This is a genomic window from Marinobacter sp. (genome assembly GCF_035268745.1).
In the GTDB taxonomy this organism is placed as follows: Bacteria; Pseudomonadota; Gammaproteobacteria; order Pseudomonadales; family Oleiphilaceae; genus Marinobacter.
Window position 1 is genome coordinate 13,237 of sequence record NZ_DATFKH010000119.1, and the last position, 14,931, is coordinate 28,167.

Below are 14,931 nucleotides of genomic sequence, written 5' to 3' on the forward strand. Positions count from 1 at the left end.
CCATTCTGTTCAGTCTGGAGCACAGGCATGTCTGATATTAAAAAAGTGGTGCTGGCCTATTCCGGTGGCCTCGATACTTCGGTCATCGTTCGCTGGTTACAGGATACTTACGGCTGCGAAGTTGTCACCTTCACCGCCGACATCGGTCAGGGCGAAGAGGTTGAGCCGGCACGGCAGAAAGCCGGAACCCTGGGCGTAAAAGAGATCTATATCGAGGATCTGCGTGAGGAATTTGTGCGGGATTATGTATTCCCGATGTTCCGCGCCAATACGATTTACGAGGGTGAGTACCTGCTGGGCACCTCCATTGCCCGGCCGTTGATCTCCCGCCGGCTGATTGAGATTGCCAATGAAACCGGCGCTGATGCCATTTCCCATGGCGCAACCGGTAAGGGTAACGACCAGGTCCGCTTCGAGCTGGGTGCCTATGCACTCAAGCCGGGTGTAAAAGTTATTGCGCCCTGGCGCGAGTGGGATCTGAACTCCCGCGAAAAACTGTTGGCCTACTGTGACGAGCGTGACATTCCGGTGGAGAAGAAGAAGGGCAAGAGCCCTTACTCCATGGATGCCAACCTGCTGCACATTTCCTATGAAGGCATCAATCTGGAAGATCCCTGGGCCGAAGCGGAGGAGGACATGTGGCGCTGGAGCGTTTCTCCGGAAGCCGCCCCGGAAACCCCGACCTATGTTGAGCTGACTTACAGCAAGGGCGACATTGTGGCTATCGACGGCCAGGATATGAAGCCGCACGTGGTGCTGGAAACCCTGAACAAGCTGGGTGGCGACAATGGCATTGGCCGCCTGGATATTGTTGAGAACCGTTATGTCGGCATGAAGTCCCGTGGCTGTTATGAAACCCCGGGCGGAACCATCATGCTGCGGGCTCACCGTGCGATCGAGTCCATTACCCTGGACCGGGAAGTGGCGCACCTGAAAGACAGCATCATGCCGCGCTATGCCGAGGTGATCTACAACGGTTACTGGTGGTCGCCGGAACGGGAAGCCCTGCAGGCGCTGATCGACCAGACCCAGCATTATGTCAACGGCACCGTCCGCCTGAAGCTTTACAAAGGCAATGTGGACGTGGTCGGACGCAAGTCCGGGGACTCGCTTTTTGATGAAAAAATTGCGACGTTTGAGGAAGATCAGGGCGCGTATGACCAGAAAGACGCCGAAGGCTTTATCAAGCTGAACGCACTGCGGTTACGGATTGCCGCGAGCAAGGGCCGTAAGCTCTGAGACGGGGGCTTTAACGGCCAGGCATAAAAAAAGCCAGCTGACTGGCTGGCTTGAAGATGAGGAGAGAGCAAGGGAGCTGAAAAAAATTCCTGTGTCCTGAATGGCGGGCAGTCCGGATGGCGGCGGAGGTACTGCGCGGCCCCTCCACCATGTCGGTTACTGCCTGCATCCTTAATTGCAGAATAGGGCCTGGCCGACCTGGTGTCTGTTTGTTATCTGTGTTGACGTGTTACCAAGTGTGAACCTGAGGTTTGCTCTCCGATTTCCGGTTTGGTCCCGGTAAACCGCCTGGTTTCATAGGCATCCATCAGTCCCTGAACCGCTGCCCGTTCCATTTGCTGCACCGATGGCAATGGGTCCTTCCCATCCGCCCGACACAGAACCATGCCGGCCTCAACGGAGATATAGCCTGCGGAGGTCTTCAGTGCCTTGTGGTTAATGCCATCGAACACCCTGCGAAACGCCTTGGTGGTGCAATAGTCGCTGTTGGGGAAATAGGCAATGATGGCGAACTGGTTGTCCCCGATCCGGCAAACGGAGTCCATGGGCCGGACCAAATGGTTCAGCCTGCGGGAAATGCCAACCGCCAGTTCGCTGATAACCGCCGGGGAATGCTTGCGTTTCAGCTCCTGCCAGTTGCGGATGCCACACAGTACATAGGCCGTGGAGCCACCCCTGGACTCGGCCTGGCGCAGACACCTGGCAAGCCTTTCCCGGCTGTAGCGGTTATTGCAGAGCCCGGTTTCCAGATCAATGATATTGCTGGATTCCAGCTCCCGGTTGTTTGCGATCAACAGGGAATTGGCTTCAAGAAGGGTGTTCTGCCGGTCTGTCATGCGGTCTGCCGCATAAATGCGCGGAATCAGCTGCTTGCTCATGTCTGACTTGTAGATGAAGTCGTCCACGCCGCGGTCAAAGGCTTCAGACAGCGCCTCCACCCCTTCCCGTCCGGTCAGAAGAATCACGTAGGTGTAATGGTTGTCCTGCTCATCCTGTTGGCGGACCTGGTCAGTCAGTTCCAGCCCGTCCATTTCCGGCATCAGCCAGTCGGCAATCAGAACGCTGACCGGACGCTGTTCAATGAAGTCCAGCGCAGCCGTTGCATTGTTGGCGATGCGCACATCCCGGTACCCGGCTTTACGCAAGGTGCGGCCAACTACCATGCTGCTGAATTTGGCGTCGTCTACCACCAGGATCGGAAGGTCAAGGTTTGGCATGAGATCCACTGCTGGGCGGTCCATTGTCAGGTGCGGTGCCGGCCCTGTCTTGGTATGCTTTGGCACCCTGAATAACGTGAAGACCGCAGTATAACGTTTTATGGTTGCCCTGACGTGGATAAATGTAAAAAGTGAGAATCCGTTATGCCTTCTTTCGACATAGTTTCTGAAATCGATATGCACGAAGTGACCAACGCGGTGGACCAGGCCAGTCGCGAGCTTGGCAACCGGTGGGACTTCAAGAACGTGGAAGCGAACATTGAACTGGACGACAACGGCATTACCATCAGTGCCGAGCAGGAATTCCAGCTGGAACAGCTGATGGATATGCTGCGGATGGCCTTTGCCAAGCGCAATATTGATGCCCGGGCACTGTCCGAGGACGGTGAGAGTAAATCCGGCAAGCTGGTCAAACAGCATCTGTTGCTGAAACAGGGCATCGAAACCGACATGGCCAAAAAGATCGTGAAAATGATCAAGGACGGCAAGCTGAAGGTCCAGGCCAGCATCGAGGGTGACAAGGTGCGGGTAAAAGGCAAGAAACGGGACGACCTGCAGACTGCCATCGCGCTGCTGAAAGAGGCCGAGCTGGATATCCCGCTGCAATTCAACAATTTCCGCGACTAACACAATGGGGTCAGACCCCTGTGGATAAGTGCAAAAAAGACTTACCCACAGGGGTCTGACCCCATTGACCCCTTAGGTTTGTCCGGGTGCGCAAAACGGAACAGCAGCGCGGCCAGAATAATGGCCGGGGCGCCTGTGCCCGCAGTGATCAGAAAGAAGCTCACCCAGCCCACCTGTTCTGCAAGCATGCCGGTGAATCCGGCTGCGAATTGCCCTGGAAGGGTCATTAATGAGCTGAACAGGGCGTACTGGGTAGCCGTATAGGCCGTGTTGGTCAGGCTGGACAGATATGCAATAAACACTGATATCGCCATGCCGCCGGTTACGTTATCGGCAATGATGGCGGCGATCAGCCCGGGCTGCTGTGGGCCGATCATGGCAAGGGCCGCAAATGTCAGATTGGTTATCGGGGCCATAAACGCGGTAATCAGAAGCATTCGGGCAATGCCGAAGCGGGCAACCAGCGCGCCGCCCACTGCCGCCCCGGTCAGGGTCATGACTAGCCCGAATGCGGCCGCGATGTTGGCAATCTCGGATTTGGTAAAGCCCAGATCCAGATAGAAGGGGTTAGCCATTACCCCCATAAAGATGTCACTGATCCGGAAGGTGGCGATGAATAGCAGAACAAGTAACGCGGCCTTGCCATAACGCTGGAAAAAATCCGCAAACGGACAGACAAAGGCGCCAATGAGCCAGGCGGTGATGTTTTTGCGGGTGCCGCCATGGTGGGTTCGATCCAGGTACCCGATGACCCTGGCTTCCTGGGCAAAAACGGCGGCGGGCTGTCGATTCTTTGGTTCTGCACTGACCAGTGTGGTGATGATGCCCACACCCATAAGCAATGCCATGGTGCCATAAGCCATAGACCAGCTTCCGATAGCCGCAATGTGCAGTGCACCAGCGCTGGCCATCAACATGGCCACCCGGTAGCCGGTCACGTAACTGGCAGCCATTCCACCCTGTTCATGGGGCTCAGCGGCCTCTACGCGGTAGGCGTCGACCGAAATGTCCTGGGTGGCCGAACCAAAAGCGGCGACGACGGCCCAGAGGGCAACCAGCCACTGTTGCCGGGCCGGATCCGTCAGCGCCATGCCCAGCAATGAACCGGCAATCGTTAACTGCGAAACCAGCATCCAGCTTCGGCGCCACCCCAGCCATTGAGTGAGTAACGGGATGCGGGCCCGGTCTACAATCGGTGCCCAAAGGAATTTGATGGAATGGGCCATACCAACCCAGCTGAGGAAACCGATGGCGGCAAGCTCAACCCCCAGATCGCGCAGCCAGGCCGTGAAGGTGCCGCCCACCAGCAGCAATGGGAGGCCGGCCGAGAACCCAAGGAACAGCATGCCGATAACCCGGGGATTTCGATAGACCCGAAAGCCTTGGAGAAATTTATGGGCGGAATTCAATGCCATGAAAGGCCTTCCGAGGCGGATTGGAAACTGAAGAAAACGGAGTATGCTGAATTCAGGCCCAATGGCCAAGTGATGGAGTATTAATGAGCGCCAAAGATCAGAAAATCTGGCAGGTCGTCGCCGCCATTCCCATCGGTCGGGTAGCCAGTTATGGGCAGATCGCTGATATGGCGGGTCTGGGCCGACAGGCGAGGTACATCGGCAAAGCCCTGGGAAAGCTTCCTGATGGGCATGCGATCCCCTGGTACCGCGTAATCCGGAGCAATGGCCAGATCGCCTTTCCTCCCGGAAGCAAGGCCTTTGAAGTGCAGGCTCAGAGCTTACGAGAGGAAGACGTCATGGTTATTGATGGCAGGGTTTCAATGCGACAGTTCCAGTGGCAGCCCTGAGTCACATTGTCCGCCGATGCTAGAGCCGAAGCGCCCCGTCCACCTCAATGATCCGTCCGGACATGTAATCATTCTCGAGGATAAACGCCGCAGTGGCAGCGATTTCTTCCGGCTCGCCCAGACGTTTCAGTGGAATAGACGCCTTCATTTTTTCCAGGGCCTCAGGCTTCATGGACGCGGTCATTTCCGTCCGGAGAAAGCCCGGCGCAATACCCATGCAACGGATGCCGTAGCGTGCCAGTTCTTTTGCCCACACCGGCACCAGTGCCGAAACTCCGGCCTTGGCAGCGGAATAGTTGCTCTGGCCCATGTTGCCGGCGCGGGAAATGGAGGCGATATTGATGATCACGCCCTGAGATCCGGTTTCGATCATCTGTGTGGCCGCTTCACGGCCGCAAAGAAAAACGCCGGTGAGGTTGACGTCGAGCACCGACTGCCAGTGGTCGAGTTCCATGCGCTTTTCCACCCGGCCCTCTTTTGCTTTCACCATCAGTCCGTCACGAACAATGCCCGCGTTGTTGATCAGGCCGTTGAGCTGGCCAAAATCCTTGACGATGGCTGCAAACGTCGTTTCAACCTCGCCCTCTTCTACCACGTTGCAGACATAGGTTTTGGCGTCACTACCCGCTTTTTTGCAGGCTTCGGCTGCCTCTTCCAGGGTTTCGGGAACCCGGTCGATCAGTGCCAGGCGCGCGCCCCTGGAAGCCAACAATTCGGCCATAGCCCGCCCCAGTCCCTGGCCGCCGCCGGTAATTGCAATTACGGAATCTTGAAGTTTCATGTTTTGCCCTAAGATAAGTTGAAAGATTGGACGGCAATTATACCAGATCTTTTCGAACAGGTTTCTGGCCGAAGTCAAGATCGTTGCACCTTTTTTTTACCCGGAGGCTCAATTGGGCGTTTTTCTGTTTCTTTTCATCGTCATGCCGATTGTGGAAATGACGATTCTTATCAAAGTTGGCGTCGCAATAGGGGCTCTCAATACTGTCGGGCTGGTGCTTTTGACGGCGGTGATCGGTGCAGCGCTTTTGCGGCAGCAGGGGCTGTCGACCCTGCTGAAGGCGAACCAGCGTCTCAACAGCGGTGAACTTCCGGCCCGGGAAGTGGCAGAAGGTCTGATTCTGGCGGTCGGGGGCGCATTGCTGCTCACCCCCGGTTTCGTCACCGATGGTATCGGGTTTCTCTGCCTGCTGCCCGGTTCCCGCCACTGGCTGGCAGGGCAGGCCCTCAAACGAATGGTGGTTGCCGGGCAGTCCGGCAACTTTACCTTCCGCGCAGGTTCGTTTGGTCCGGGCCAGGGTCCTTTCGGCCCCGGGGCAGATCCCTTTGGCCCCAGGCCCGGAGCACCCGGGCGGGATGACATCATCGAGGGTGAATATCGTGACGAAACCGAGCGTGACCGTGACCGGCTGGATCGCGACGATAAAAGCGATCCCAAACCGTAAAATTTTTTGTGGTGGCTATTGAAAACCCACCGCTCAGCCCCACATAGATCCCACGAGTTCGCTGCGGGCCAATAACTGCCGAAAAACAGGAGGTTAAAGGCCGCGGCTTTCACGCAACCATCATTGCCACACTTAACCTGATAATGGAGATACAGAGCAATGAAGATTCGTCCGCTTCACGACCGAGTTGTCGTGCGTCGTAATGAAGAAGAAGAAAAAACGGCTGGTGGCATCGTGCTGCCGGGTAATGCCAAAGAAAAGCCGTCGCAGGGTGAAGTCATCGCTGTCGGCAACGGCCGGATCCTGGACAATGGCGAAACCCGGGCGCTCGCGGTCAAGGCAGGTGACAAGGTGGTGTTTGGTCAGTATGCCGGTAATACCGTGAAGATCGACGGTGAAGACCTGCTCATCATGAGCGAGAGCGACATTTTCGGCGTTCTCGAGTAAGTCTCGTTGACGCAACAATCCGATTATTTTTTGACATTGGGTTAAACGAACAGGAATAGAAGACATGGCAGCAAAAGACGTTAGATTCGGTGATGACGCCCGTAAACGTATGGTTCGGGGCGTTAACATTCTGGCAGACGCAGTAAAAGTAACCCTCGGCCCGAAAGGCCGCAACGTGGTTCTGGACAAATCCTTTGGCGCGCCGACCGTCACCAAGGACGGGGTTTCCGTGGCCAAGGAAATCGAGCTGCAAGACAAGTTCGAGAACATGGGCGCCCAGATGGTCAAGGAAGTTGCTTCCCAGACCAACGATACCGCCGGTGACGGTACCACCACTGCAACGGTTCTGGCTCAGTCGATTGTTCGTGAGGGCATCAAGGCTGTGTCAGCCGGCATGAACCCGATGGATCTCAAGCGTGGCATCGACAAGGCCACCATCGCGGCAGTACAGGCGATCCGTGACCTGTCCAAGCCCTGTGACGACAACCGTAACATCTCCCAGGTTGGCACCATCTCTGCCAACGGCGACGAAACCATCGGCAAGCTGATTGCTGACGCGATGGAAAAGGTCGGAAAAGAAGGCGTGATTACCGTTGAAGAAGGCCGTGGCCTGGACGACGAGCTGGACGTGGTTGAAGGCATGCAGTTCGACCGTGGTTTCCTGTCGCCTTACTTCATCAATAACCAGGAAAGCATGTCGGTTGAACTGGATGATCCCTACATCCTGCTGGTCGACAAAAAGATTTCCAATATTCGCGAACTTCTGCCGGTACTGGAAAGCGTCGCCAAAGCTGGCAAGCCGCTGCAGATCATTGCCGAAGATATCGAAGGCGAAGCGCTGGCGACTCTGGTTGTCAACAACATGCGCGGCATCGTGAAAGTGAACGCGGTGAAAGCGCCTGGCTTCGGTGACCGTCGCAAGGAAATGCTGCAGGACATCGCGATTCTGTCTGGCGGCACCGTGATTTCCGAGGAAGTGGGTCTTTCCCTTGAAAACACCACCATTGACGATCTTGGCACCGCCAAGCGTGTCAACGTGACCAAGGAAAACACCACGATCATCGGCGGCGCCGGTGCCAACAGGGACATCGAGTCACGCGTTGAGCAGATCCGCAAGCAGATCGAGGACAGCACCTCGGATTACGATAAAGAGAAGCTTCAGGAGCGCGTAGCCAAACTGGCCGGCGGCGTGGCCGTCATCAAGGTTGGCGCTGGCTCCGAAGTGGAAATGAAAGAGAAGAAGGCACGTGTTGAAGATGCGCTGCACTCGACTCGTGCAGCCGTTGAAGAAGGTGTTGTCCCCGGTGGCGGTGTTACCCTGATCCGTGCCATTGCAGCACTGGACAAGGTTGACGCTATCAACGAAGAGCAGCGCGCCGGTGTAGCCATTCTGCGCCGTGCCATGGAAGCGCCGCTGCGCCAGATCGTAACCAACGCCGGTGGTGAAGCCTCCGTTGTGGTTAACAAGATTCTGGAAGGCACAGGTGCCTACGGCTACAACGCTTCGACTGAAGAGTTCGGCGATATGCTGGAAATGGGTATTCTTGACCCGGCTAAAGTGACCCGTTCTGCACTGCAGGCCGCGGCTTCTGTCGCTTCCCTGATCATCACCACTGAAGCGATGATTGCGGATGAGCCGGAAGAAGAAGGCTCAGGCGGCGGCATGCCGGACATGGGTGGTATGGGCGGAATGGGAGGCATGGGCGGCATGATGTAATGCCCCCGGGCTCCCGGGCCCTTCCGCAACCCCTGAAGACCCCGCGCCGGTTTACCCTGGCGCGGGGTTCTTGCGTTTTTGTCATGAACTTGGCAATCGGCTTTGTTAAACTCGGCGGGCCTTTAATTTCCCGTAGCACAACAGTATGAGCCAGCACACGTGACCGAGAATGAATGAGTCTCCCGGCAAAGCGTTCCTCAGGCCCGGCAAAGTCGTTTTGCTGGTACTGATCGGTGTGTTCGTCTATGCCGGTGCTGTGGTCGCCCTGGTGCCGGCAGGCTGGCTCTGGCAACAGGCGCAGGGGCGGATTTCACTGCCACCGGAGGTCCAGGTGCAGCAGCTTGCCGGGCAACTGTGGGGTGGTGTTGCAAACCTTTCGGTTATGGATTTTCCGGTCAGGCTGGAATGGGATCTGGGTATGCCTTCACTGTCGGCACTGGCGCTACCGGTCGATTTTTCACTGGCCACGGCCGGTTCCACGGTGCAGGGCGATGCGCTGGTGTCCTGGCAGGGCAATGGCGAAGTGCATGCAGACGGCACTATCGGAGTGGCTGAATTCGAGCCGCTGATCAGACGCAGTGGTGGGGCCGTTATTGAAGGTGAGGTTACGATTGAGCGGCTGAACGTTGTCTGGGCGGATCAGGCCATAACCCAGGCCAGTGGCTCCGGCCGGTGGGGTGGGGGCGAAGTGACCTGGCCCATGGGAAACCGCCGGGGCCGCGCCGACTTTCCGCCAATGCGGGCAACCCTGGACAGTAATCCTGACGGCATCACCCTGGTGGTTTCCGAGGAAGGTGGCGATGGCCCGGCGGCGGTTGCCGATATCCGCTGGACCGGCATGATGGATCTGCGGGTGTTCAAGAGGATGGTCGATCTGGCCCAGCAGCCCTGGCCGGATTCGGCGAGACCGGGAGACGTGGTGTTCAGGGTCCGGCAACCGTTGATTCCCGCGGCAGCATTGAGATGAAGGCAGCGCTCAGATGAAGGCATCCGCAAGATGAGCCCGATATCATTGGCAAACCAGAGCCGTCTGGCGCAGTTGCTGGCGAACATCCTGCTGGTGGCTCTGGTGGTGTATTCGGCACTGGCTCTGGCCCGGCTCACCTGGATGACGGCATGGACCGAACACTCGTTTGCCACCGCGCCGGGTGAAAGCAACAGCGCCGCTGGGGGGGCGTCCGGCCGGCTCCAGCCGATGGCTGCCCATGACCTGTTCGGCAGGCCCGCCAGTGGGACCCCGGTGGCGGAAACGGTCAGACGCTCGGCACCGGAAACCCGTCTCAATCTTTCTCTGGAAGGTGTTATGGTTGCGCAGCGTCCGGAGGATTCCGGTGCTATAGTGGCGGGCAGTAACGGGGTGACAGAACATTACCGGGTGGGCGATACCCTGCCCGGGAACGCTCAGCTGGCAGAGGTGGAGTCCAATCGGGTGCTGATTCGCCGCAATGGCCAGTACGAGAGCCTGAGTTTTGAGGACAAACTGCCCACAGACCTTATCGAGGATGTTCCGTCCGAGATAGGCTCTGCCGACGAATTTGTTGCAGCGGCCAGGGATCAGCTGCAAAGTCAGGGTCTGGGAGCACTGGCAGCCTATGGGCTCAGGCCCGCTGGTGAAGACGGCGGTTCCGGTTATCTCTATGATGGCTCCAGCGCCATGCTGAACGCTGTGGGACTGCAATCCGGGGATGTCATCACCGCTATCAATGGCCAGCGGCTGGGGGATTTTGAGCAGGATCAGGCGCTGCTGGAAAACTGGCGCTCGGAGTCACAGATTGATATCGAAATCGAGCGTGACGGCGCCATCCTCAATGTAAACTATGCCATACCCGAACAGTGGCGCTAACCGATACAGGATACCAACGCCCGATGTTTGACCCAAGAACACGACGATTGCATGCCCTGACGATGGCACTGTTGCTGCCACTGATGCCGCTGGGCTATGTCAATTCAGTTTATGCTCAGTCAGCCCAGGCTCAGGAACAAACCTGGCGGCTGAATCTGAAAGATGCGGATATCCGGGCGTTTGTGACTCAGGTGGCTGATATAACCGGTTACAGCTTTGTGGTGGATCCCCGCGTCAAGGGCAAGGTGACGGTGCTTTCCAGCACACCCATGAACCGTCACGAGATCTACGACCTTTTCCTCGCCGTGCTTCAGGTGCATGGTTTTACCGCTATCCCCGGGGAGGAAGTGATCAAGGTGGTCCAGCAGGTGGATGCCAAGCAGTCGGCCGAATCCCTGGACCGCTTTCCCGAAGTGCCGTCGGAACAGCTGATTACCCGGGTTATCCAGATAGACAACGCCAACGCGCTGGAAATGGTCCCTATCCTGCGGCCACTGGTTGCAAAATATGGTCATCTGGCGGGTGTTGCAGCGGCCAACGCGCTGATTATCAGCGACCATGCCTCCAATATCCAGCGAATAGAACAGATTGTCCGTGAGCTTGACAGCCCATCCAAATACGAAGTGGAAGTTATCCAGCTCAATGAAGCCTGGGTTGGCGATATGGTGGAATTGCTTCAGGAGCTGGCACCCGGCGAACTTGGCCGCGGTAGTGGCGAGAATGCCTCCCGCAAGTACAGCGTTACCGCCGACGAGCGCAGTAACCGGCTGATTCTGCGGGGTGATGAGAGCTTTCGCGAAAAAATGCGGGGCCTGATCCTGCAGCTTGACCAGCCTTCGGCCACCGGTGGCACCACCAAAGTCATCCGCTTGAAGCATGCCGACGCCGCGAATCTGACCGAGATTCTGAAAGGGGTCATGGGCGAAGTCGTCGCCGAGGCCGGAGGCGGTGGCGGGGGCTCTGGCGCTGGTTCAGCCGGAGGCCGGACCGGCTTCTCGGTGTTTGCCGATGAAGGCCTGAACGCGCTGGTGGTTCGTGGCCAGCCTTCGATCATGCAGGAAGCGGAACAGATCATCAGGGCGCTGGATATTCGCCGGGCCCAGGTACTGATTGAGGCGGCCATTGTCGAGATCAGTGACGAGCTGGGCCAGGACCTTGGCGTGCAGGTGGCGGTAGGGGATGAGTCCGGCGGCTCCACACCCGTTGCCGGTACCAATTTCGGTAATGTGGGTCGCAGCCTGGGTGAGGTACTGGGGGCCATTCTTTCCGAATCGATCCTGACTCCGGTCACTGGCGGGGTTACCGTTGGCGCGGGCGAACGCAACGAAAACGGGATTTCCTGGGGTATTCTGCTGCAGGCGCTTTCGACCTCGGCGGCGGCCAACCTGCTGTCAACGCCCAGCATCATTACCCTGGACAACCAGGAATCGGAAATCATCGTGGGTCAGAACGTGCCTTTCCGGACCGGGGAGTCCACCGTTACCGGTGACGGCACCACCAACCCTTTCACCACCATCGAACGCCGCGATATCGGCCTGACCCTGAAAGTCACACCGACCATCAGCGCCGACGGTCTGGTACGGCTGGTGGTTGAGCAGAGTACGGAAAATATCGGCGACAGCATTGAATCCGCTTCGGACATCATCACCAACAAACGTGAAATCAAGACCACGGTGCTGGCAGACGACGGCGAGACCATTGTGCTGGGCGGCCTGACCACGGACAACCTTCAGATCAACAAGAGCAAGGTGCCACTGCTGGGGGATATTCCGTTTATTGGGCGTCTGTTCTCGTCTGAGTCAGAGCGTCGGGTCAAGCGTAACCTGCTGGTTTTCCTGCGGCCGCAGATCCTGCTGGGCAAGGAGGAGTCCATTGCCGCAACGGACGAGAAGTTCAATCAACTGTGGGAAGTGAACCTGGGTGTTCGCAGGAAACTGGGTCTGCCGGATCCGGAAAATCCGCCGGATAAAGACTCCCTGTTCCGGCCTGACAGCGCTGCTGACTGATTCGGGCTGGCGGCGGGCAGGTATCAGGCCGCCAACGGCGGCATCGGGCAATCGAGCTGGTCAGCAATCAGGCGGATCAGCTGATACTCCCGCGGCCTGATTTCTCCGTCTGCCAGAACACAGTGGCAGCAGGCGTCAATGATGCCGGGCTTGAGCAGGGGCGACAGCTGGTTGAGATGCCAGAGCGCCTCCCGAAGCTGGCGCAACGAGACCTGGGTCATCAGCCGGGTGGCCTGACTGCCATTGTGGAAACCGGCCATGGTTTGCTCCAGAAGCGCCTGCTGCTGCGATGAATCGGCTCCCAGCCTGGCCAGCAGGCTGAAAAGAACCCGCAGTTGAGTCTGTACCGCCCGGTAATTGCGATAACGCACCGGTACCACTCTCCCGGCATCTGCGGCCAGGTGCTTGCGCAGAAAACTGATCATGGTCAGCTCAAACAGGTTCAGCCGCTGGTCTGCTTTTATCAGTAATTCGCAGGCGCTCAGCAGTTTTTCGCGCTCATCCGGGTCCAGCCTGCGCAGGGCCGGCATGGCCAGTTCCAGTGCTGGCAGGCGCACCTCCGATCCCAGCGTCGACAGCGGTGAGAGCAGTTTCGCAAGCAGTCCGGGATTCGGGGTAAAAACCGATTCTTCAGGAATCTGGCTGAGATGCTGGCGCTGGTCGTCCGGCGAATGTTCGCAGATCAGCAACGCATAGCAGAGCTGAATGGCGCCTTCGCGGGTATAAAGCAGGCTGCGAAAGGTGGCGGGCAGGGTATTCAGCAGCACCTGGGCGTAGTCTTCGCTGGCCCTGTTGCTGGTGCCGACGCTGGCGGATAACGGAATCGGGTTTTCAGCGCCGCCGGTTGCGGATGTTGATCCGCCGGCAAACCCTGACGCGCCGGCAGGCGGCGCTGCCTGTTCGCGCACATCGACCGCCCGCAGCGACTCCGCCGAATGGGTGTCCCGGTAACGGCTGCGGAGCCGGGCCGTCATCCCGGGTGCGATGGCTTCAATGCGTCTGGGAATGGGCGGGTGAGACGCCAGCAAAGACGACAGCTTCATTCTCGCGCTTTCCCCGAAACACATGTGGTTCATGTCGCTGGCGTGGCTGGTGGTGTCAAGGTAACCGCTTTTGATACCAATCTTGAACAGGGCGCCGGCAATGCCTTCCGGGTTCCGGGTAAACTGCACAGATGAGGCATCGGCCAGCATTTCGCGCTGGCGAGACACCGCAGACTGAATCAGCCGGCCAAAAAATACGCCGATATAACCGATAACCAGCAACGCCACGCCGACAATGCCAAAAAATGCCTGACCGCGCTGATCCCGGGATGCATAGCGGCCTGACCTGACAAACCCTACCTGGGTCAGAAAGGATCCGATCTGGCCCACCATCAGAATGCCCGCCAGAATCGCGATCAGGCGGACATTAAGCCGCATGTCGCCATTCAGAATGTGGCTGAACTCGTGGCCGACAATGCCCTGGAGCTCATCCCGGGTAAGGTGGGTAAGGCTGCCGTGGGTTACTACCATTACCGCCTCGCCGGGGGTGTAACCGGCAACAAACGCGTTGATGCCGGTTTCATTGTCCATGACATAAAGGTCCGGCACCGCAATGCCGCTGGCAATCGCCATTTCTTCGACCACGTTCCGCAGCCGGCGCTCTTCGGTATCCTGTGTGGCCGGGTCGATGGCTCTGGCGCCGACCATGCGGGCTACCCTGTGCCCGCCACCGGCCAGGTCCGCCCAGCGCGCCAGTGAGCCGGCGCCGATCACCAGGATCACCGCAAGGGCGGTATACAGGCCGTGCGAGCTTGCTAACCAGTTATCAAAGCCCAGACGGCTGCTTTCGCCCCGGGTGACGAAGTAACCCACCAGGCACACGGCCAGGGTAATCAGGCTGACTGCCACCAGGAACAGCAACACCAGCAGTCCGGTCTTGCGCCGGGCACTGGCCTGGCGCTGGAAAAATCCTTGATGGGCCATGGCGGTCTGTCCCTAAAACGATACTTTTGGCGCCTGCCGGGCCTCAGGAGACTCCAGCTCCAGCTGCGCTGTGGACTTGAAGGCGAACAGGCCGGAAATGATGTTGTTGGGGAACTGCTCGCGGAAGGTGTTGTAGGCCATCACCGCGTCGTTGAATGCCTGGCGGGCAAAAGAAACCCGGTTTTCCGTGCTGGACAGTTCTTCCATCAGTTGCTGAACGGTTTCATTGGCCTTCAGCTCCGGATAGTTTTCGGAGACAGCGTAAAAGTTTGCCAGGGCTTTGGTCAGCATGTTTTCGGCGCCCCCCAGTTTCCGGATCTTGCCGCCGTCTGCCGGGTCCCTGGCGGCATCCTGCTGGGCGTCTACGGCGTTGTTTCTTGCCCGCATGACTTCCGTCAGGGTGTTGCGCTCGTGGCTCAGATAGGCTTTGGCCGATTCCACCAGGTTCGGAATCAGGTCGTGCCGGCGTTGCAGTTGCACGTCAATCTGGGCAAACCCGTTTTTGAACTGGTTGCGAAGCGAGACCAGCTGGTTGTAGATATACACCAGATAAAGCACAACAACCGCGATAACAATCAGACCAGTGACAGTGGTTCCCATGGAAGCTCCTTGCAGATCG

At 58.1% G+C, this 14,931-nt stretch carries 14 protein-coding genes; 9 read left to right on the plus strand and 5 right to left on the minus strand.

The window, feature by feature from the left end; translation table 11 throughout:
- Positions 1–27: 27 nt before the first annotated feature.
- The gene (locus VJ956_RS09045) at positions 28–1,239 is read left to right on the plus strand and encodes an argininosuccinate synthase (protein WP_324083989.1); all 1,212 of its coding nucleotides are present in this window, start codon (positions 28–30) and stop codon (positions 1,237–1,239) included.
- A 212-nt stretch (positions 1,240–1,451) separates the two neighbouring features.
- On the opposite strand, the gene VJ956_RS09050 is transcribed toward VJ956_RS09045, so the two are convergent.
- On the minus strand, positions 1,452–2,456 hold the full coding sequence (locus VJ956_RS09050) for a GGDEF domain-containing response regulator (protein ID WP_324083991.1): 1,005 nt from the start codon (positions 2,454–2,456) through the stop codon (positions 1,452–1,454).
- A gap of 144 nt (positions 2,457–2,600) precedes the next feature.
- On the opposite strand from VJ956_RS09050, the gene VJ956_RS09055 reads away from it, so the two are divergent.
- Complete coding sequence (locus tag VJ956_RS09055; RefSeq protein ID WP_324083992.1) at positions 2,601–3,083, plus strand: YajQ family cyclic di-GMP-binding protein; 483 nt, start codon at positions 2,601–2,603, stop codon at positions 3,081–3,083.
- A 41-nt stretch (positions 3,084–3,124) separates the two neighbouring features.
- Here VJ956_RS09055 and VJ956_RS09060 read toward each other — a convergent pair whose 3' ends face one another.
- Positions 3,125–4,498, minus strand: a complete 1,374-nt coding sequence (locus VJ956_RS09060; RefSeq protein WP_324083994.1) for an AmpG family muropeptide MFS transporter — start codon at positions 4,496–4,498, stop codon at positions 3,125–3,127.
- A gap of 83 nt (positions 4,499–4,581) precedes the next feature.
- Between VJ956_RS09060 and VJ956_RS09065 the strand changes: the two genes are divergently transcribed.
- The gene (locus VJ956_RS09065) at positions 4,582–4,887 is read left to right on the plus strand and encodes an MGMT family protein (RefSeq protein ID WP_324083996.1); all 306 of its coding nucleotides are present in this window, start codon (positions 4,582–4,584) and stop codon (positions 4,885–4,887) included.
- Positions 4,888–4,906: 19 nt separating this feature from the next.
- Here the strand turns inward: VJ956_RS09065 and VJ956_RS09070 are convergent, their stop codons facing one another.
- A complete protein-coding gene (locus VJ956_RS09070; protein WP_324083998.1) occupies positions 4,907–5,668 on the minus strand; it encodes an SDR family oxidoreductase in 762 nt (253 codons plus the stop codon).
- Positions 5,669–5,780: 112 nt separating this feature from the next.
- On the opposite strand from VJ956_RS09070, the gene VJ956_RS09075 reads away from it, so the two are divergent.
- The 6 genes from VJ956_RS09075 to gspD all read left to right on the plus strand — a co-directional run bounded on the left by VJ956_RS09075 (position 5,781) and on the right by gspD (position 12,345).
- Positions 5,781–6,332: an FxsA family protein gene (locus VJ956_RS09075; protein WP_324084000.1), complete on the plus strand. Its 552-nt coding sequence runs from the start codon at positions 5,781–5,783 to the stop codon at positions 6,330–6,332.
- Positions 6,333–6,491: 159 nt separating this feature from the next.
- The gene (groES, locus tag VJ956_RS09080) at positions 6,492–6,779 is read left to right on the plus strand and encodes a co-chaperone GroES (RefSeq protein WP_324084001.1); all 288 of its coding nucleotides are present in this window, start codon (positions 6,492–6,494) and stop codon (positions 6,777–6,779) included.
- A 64-nt stretch (positions 6,780–6,843) separates the two neighbouring features.
- Positions 6,844–8,496 (plus strand): chaperonin GroEL, encoded by a 1,653-nt coding sequence (gene groL, locus VJ956_RS09085; protein WP_324084003.1) that lies wholly within the window; start codon positions 6,844–6,846, stop codon positions 8,494–8,496.
- Positions 8,497–8,665: 169 nt separating this feature from the next.
- A complete protein-coding gene (locus VJ956_RS09090; RefSeq protein ID WP_324084006.1) occupies positions 8,666–9,463 on the plus strand; it encodes a type II secretion system protein N in 798 nt (265 codons plus the stop codon).
- 30 nt (positions 9,464–9,493) lie between these two features.
- Positions 9,494–10,339, plus strand: coding sequence for a type II secretion system protein N (locus tag VJ956_RS09095; RefSeq protein ID WP_324084008.1), 846 nt, complete (start codon positions 9,494–9,496; stop codon positions 10,337–10,339).
- 23 nt (positions 10,340–10,362) lie between these two features.
- A complete protein-coding gene (gene gspD / locus VJ956_RS09100) occupies positions 10,363–12,345 on the plus strand; it encodes a type II secretion system secretin GspD (protein ID WP_324084010.1) in 1,983 nt (660 codons plus the stop codon).
- A gap of 23 nt (positions 12,346–12,368) precedes the next feature.
- On the opposite strand, the gene VJ956_RS09105 is transcribed toward gspD, so the two are convergent.
- Together VJ956_RS09105 and VJ956_RS09110 are read right to left on the minus strand one after the other, a co-directional pair.
- The gene (locus VJ956_RS09105; protein WP_324084012.1) at positions 12,369–14,312 is read right to left on the minus strand and encodes a M48 family metallopeptidase; all 1,944 of its coding nucleotides are present in this window, start codon (positions 14,310–14,312) and stop codon (positions 12,369–12,371) included.
- Between the two features lie 12 nt (positions 14,313–14,324).
- The gene (locus VJ956_RS09110) at positions 14,325–14,912 is read right to left on the minus strand and encodes a LemA family protein (RefSeq protein WP_324084014.1); all 588 of its coding nucleotides are present in this window, start codon (positions 14,910–14,912) and stop codon (positions 14,325–14,327) included.
- Positions 14,913–14,931: the final 19 nt, after the last annotated feature.

What these genes read in the sequence shown, in the direction of transcription:
- VJ956_RS09055 (WP_324083992.1), top strand. Translation starts at nt 2,601, where the DNA reads ATGCCTTCTTTCGACATAGTTTCTGAAATCGATATGCACGAAGTGACC.
- groL (WP_324084003.1), top strand. Translation starts at nt 6,844, where the DNA reads ATGGCAGCAAAAGACGTTAGATTCGGTGATGACGCCCGTAAACGTATG.
- VJ956_RS09090 (WP_324084006.1), top strand. Translation starts at nt 8,666, where the DNA reads ATGAATGAGTCTCCCGGCAAAGCGTTCCTCAGGCCCGGCAAAGTCGTT.
- VJ956_RS09060 (WP_324083994.1), bottom strand. Translation starts at nt 4,498, where the DNA reads ATGGCATTGAATTCCGCCCATAAATTTCTCCAAGGCTTTCGGGTCTAT.
- VJ956_RS09105 (WP_324084012.1), bottom strand. Translation starts at nt 14,312, where the DNA reads ATGGCCCATCAAGGATTTTTCCAGCGCCAGGCCAGTGCCCGGCGCAAG.
- VJ956_RS09045 (WP_324083989.1), top strand. Translation starts at nt 28, where the DNA reads ATGTCTGATATTAAAAAAGTGGTGCTGGCCTATTCCGGTGGCCTCGAT.
- VJ956_RS09070 (WP_324083998.1), bottom strand. Translation starts at nt 5,668, where the DNA reads ATGAAACTTCAAGATTCCGTAATTGCAATTACCGGCGGCGGCCAGGGA.
- VJ956_RS09050 (WP_324083991.1), bottom strand. Translation starts at nt 2,456, where the DNA reads ATGCCAAACCTTGACCTTCCGATCCTGGTGGTAGACGACGCCAAATTC.
- gspD (WP_324084010.1), top strand. Translation starts at nt 10,363, where the DNA reads ATGTTTGACCCAAGAACACGACGATTGCATGCCCTGACGATGGCACTG.
- groES (WP_324084001.1), top strand. Translation starts at nt 6,492, where the DNA reads ATGAAGATTCGTCCGCTTCACGACCGAGTTGTCGTGCGTCGTAATGAA.
- VJ956_RS09110 (WP_324084014.1), bottom strand. Translation starts at nt 14,912, where the DNA reads ATGGGAACCACTGTCACTGGTCTGATTGTTATCGCGGTTGTTGTGCTT.
- VJ956_RS09095 (WP_324084008.1), top strand. Translation starts at nt 9,494, where the DNA reads ATGAGCCCGATATCATTGGCAAACCAGAGCCGTCTGGCGCAGTTGCTG.
- VJ956_RS09065 (WP_324083996.1), top strand. Translation starts at nt 4,582, where the DNA reads ATGAGCGCCAAAGATCAGAAAATCTGGCAGGTCGTCGCCGCCATTCCC.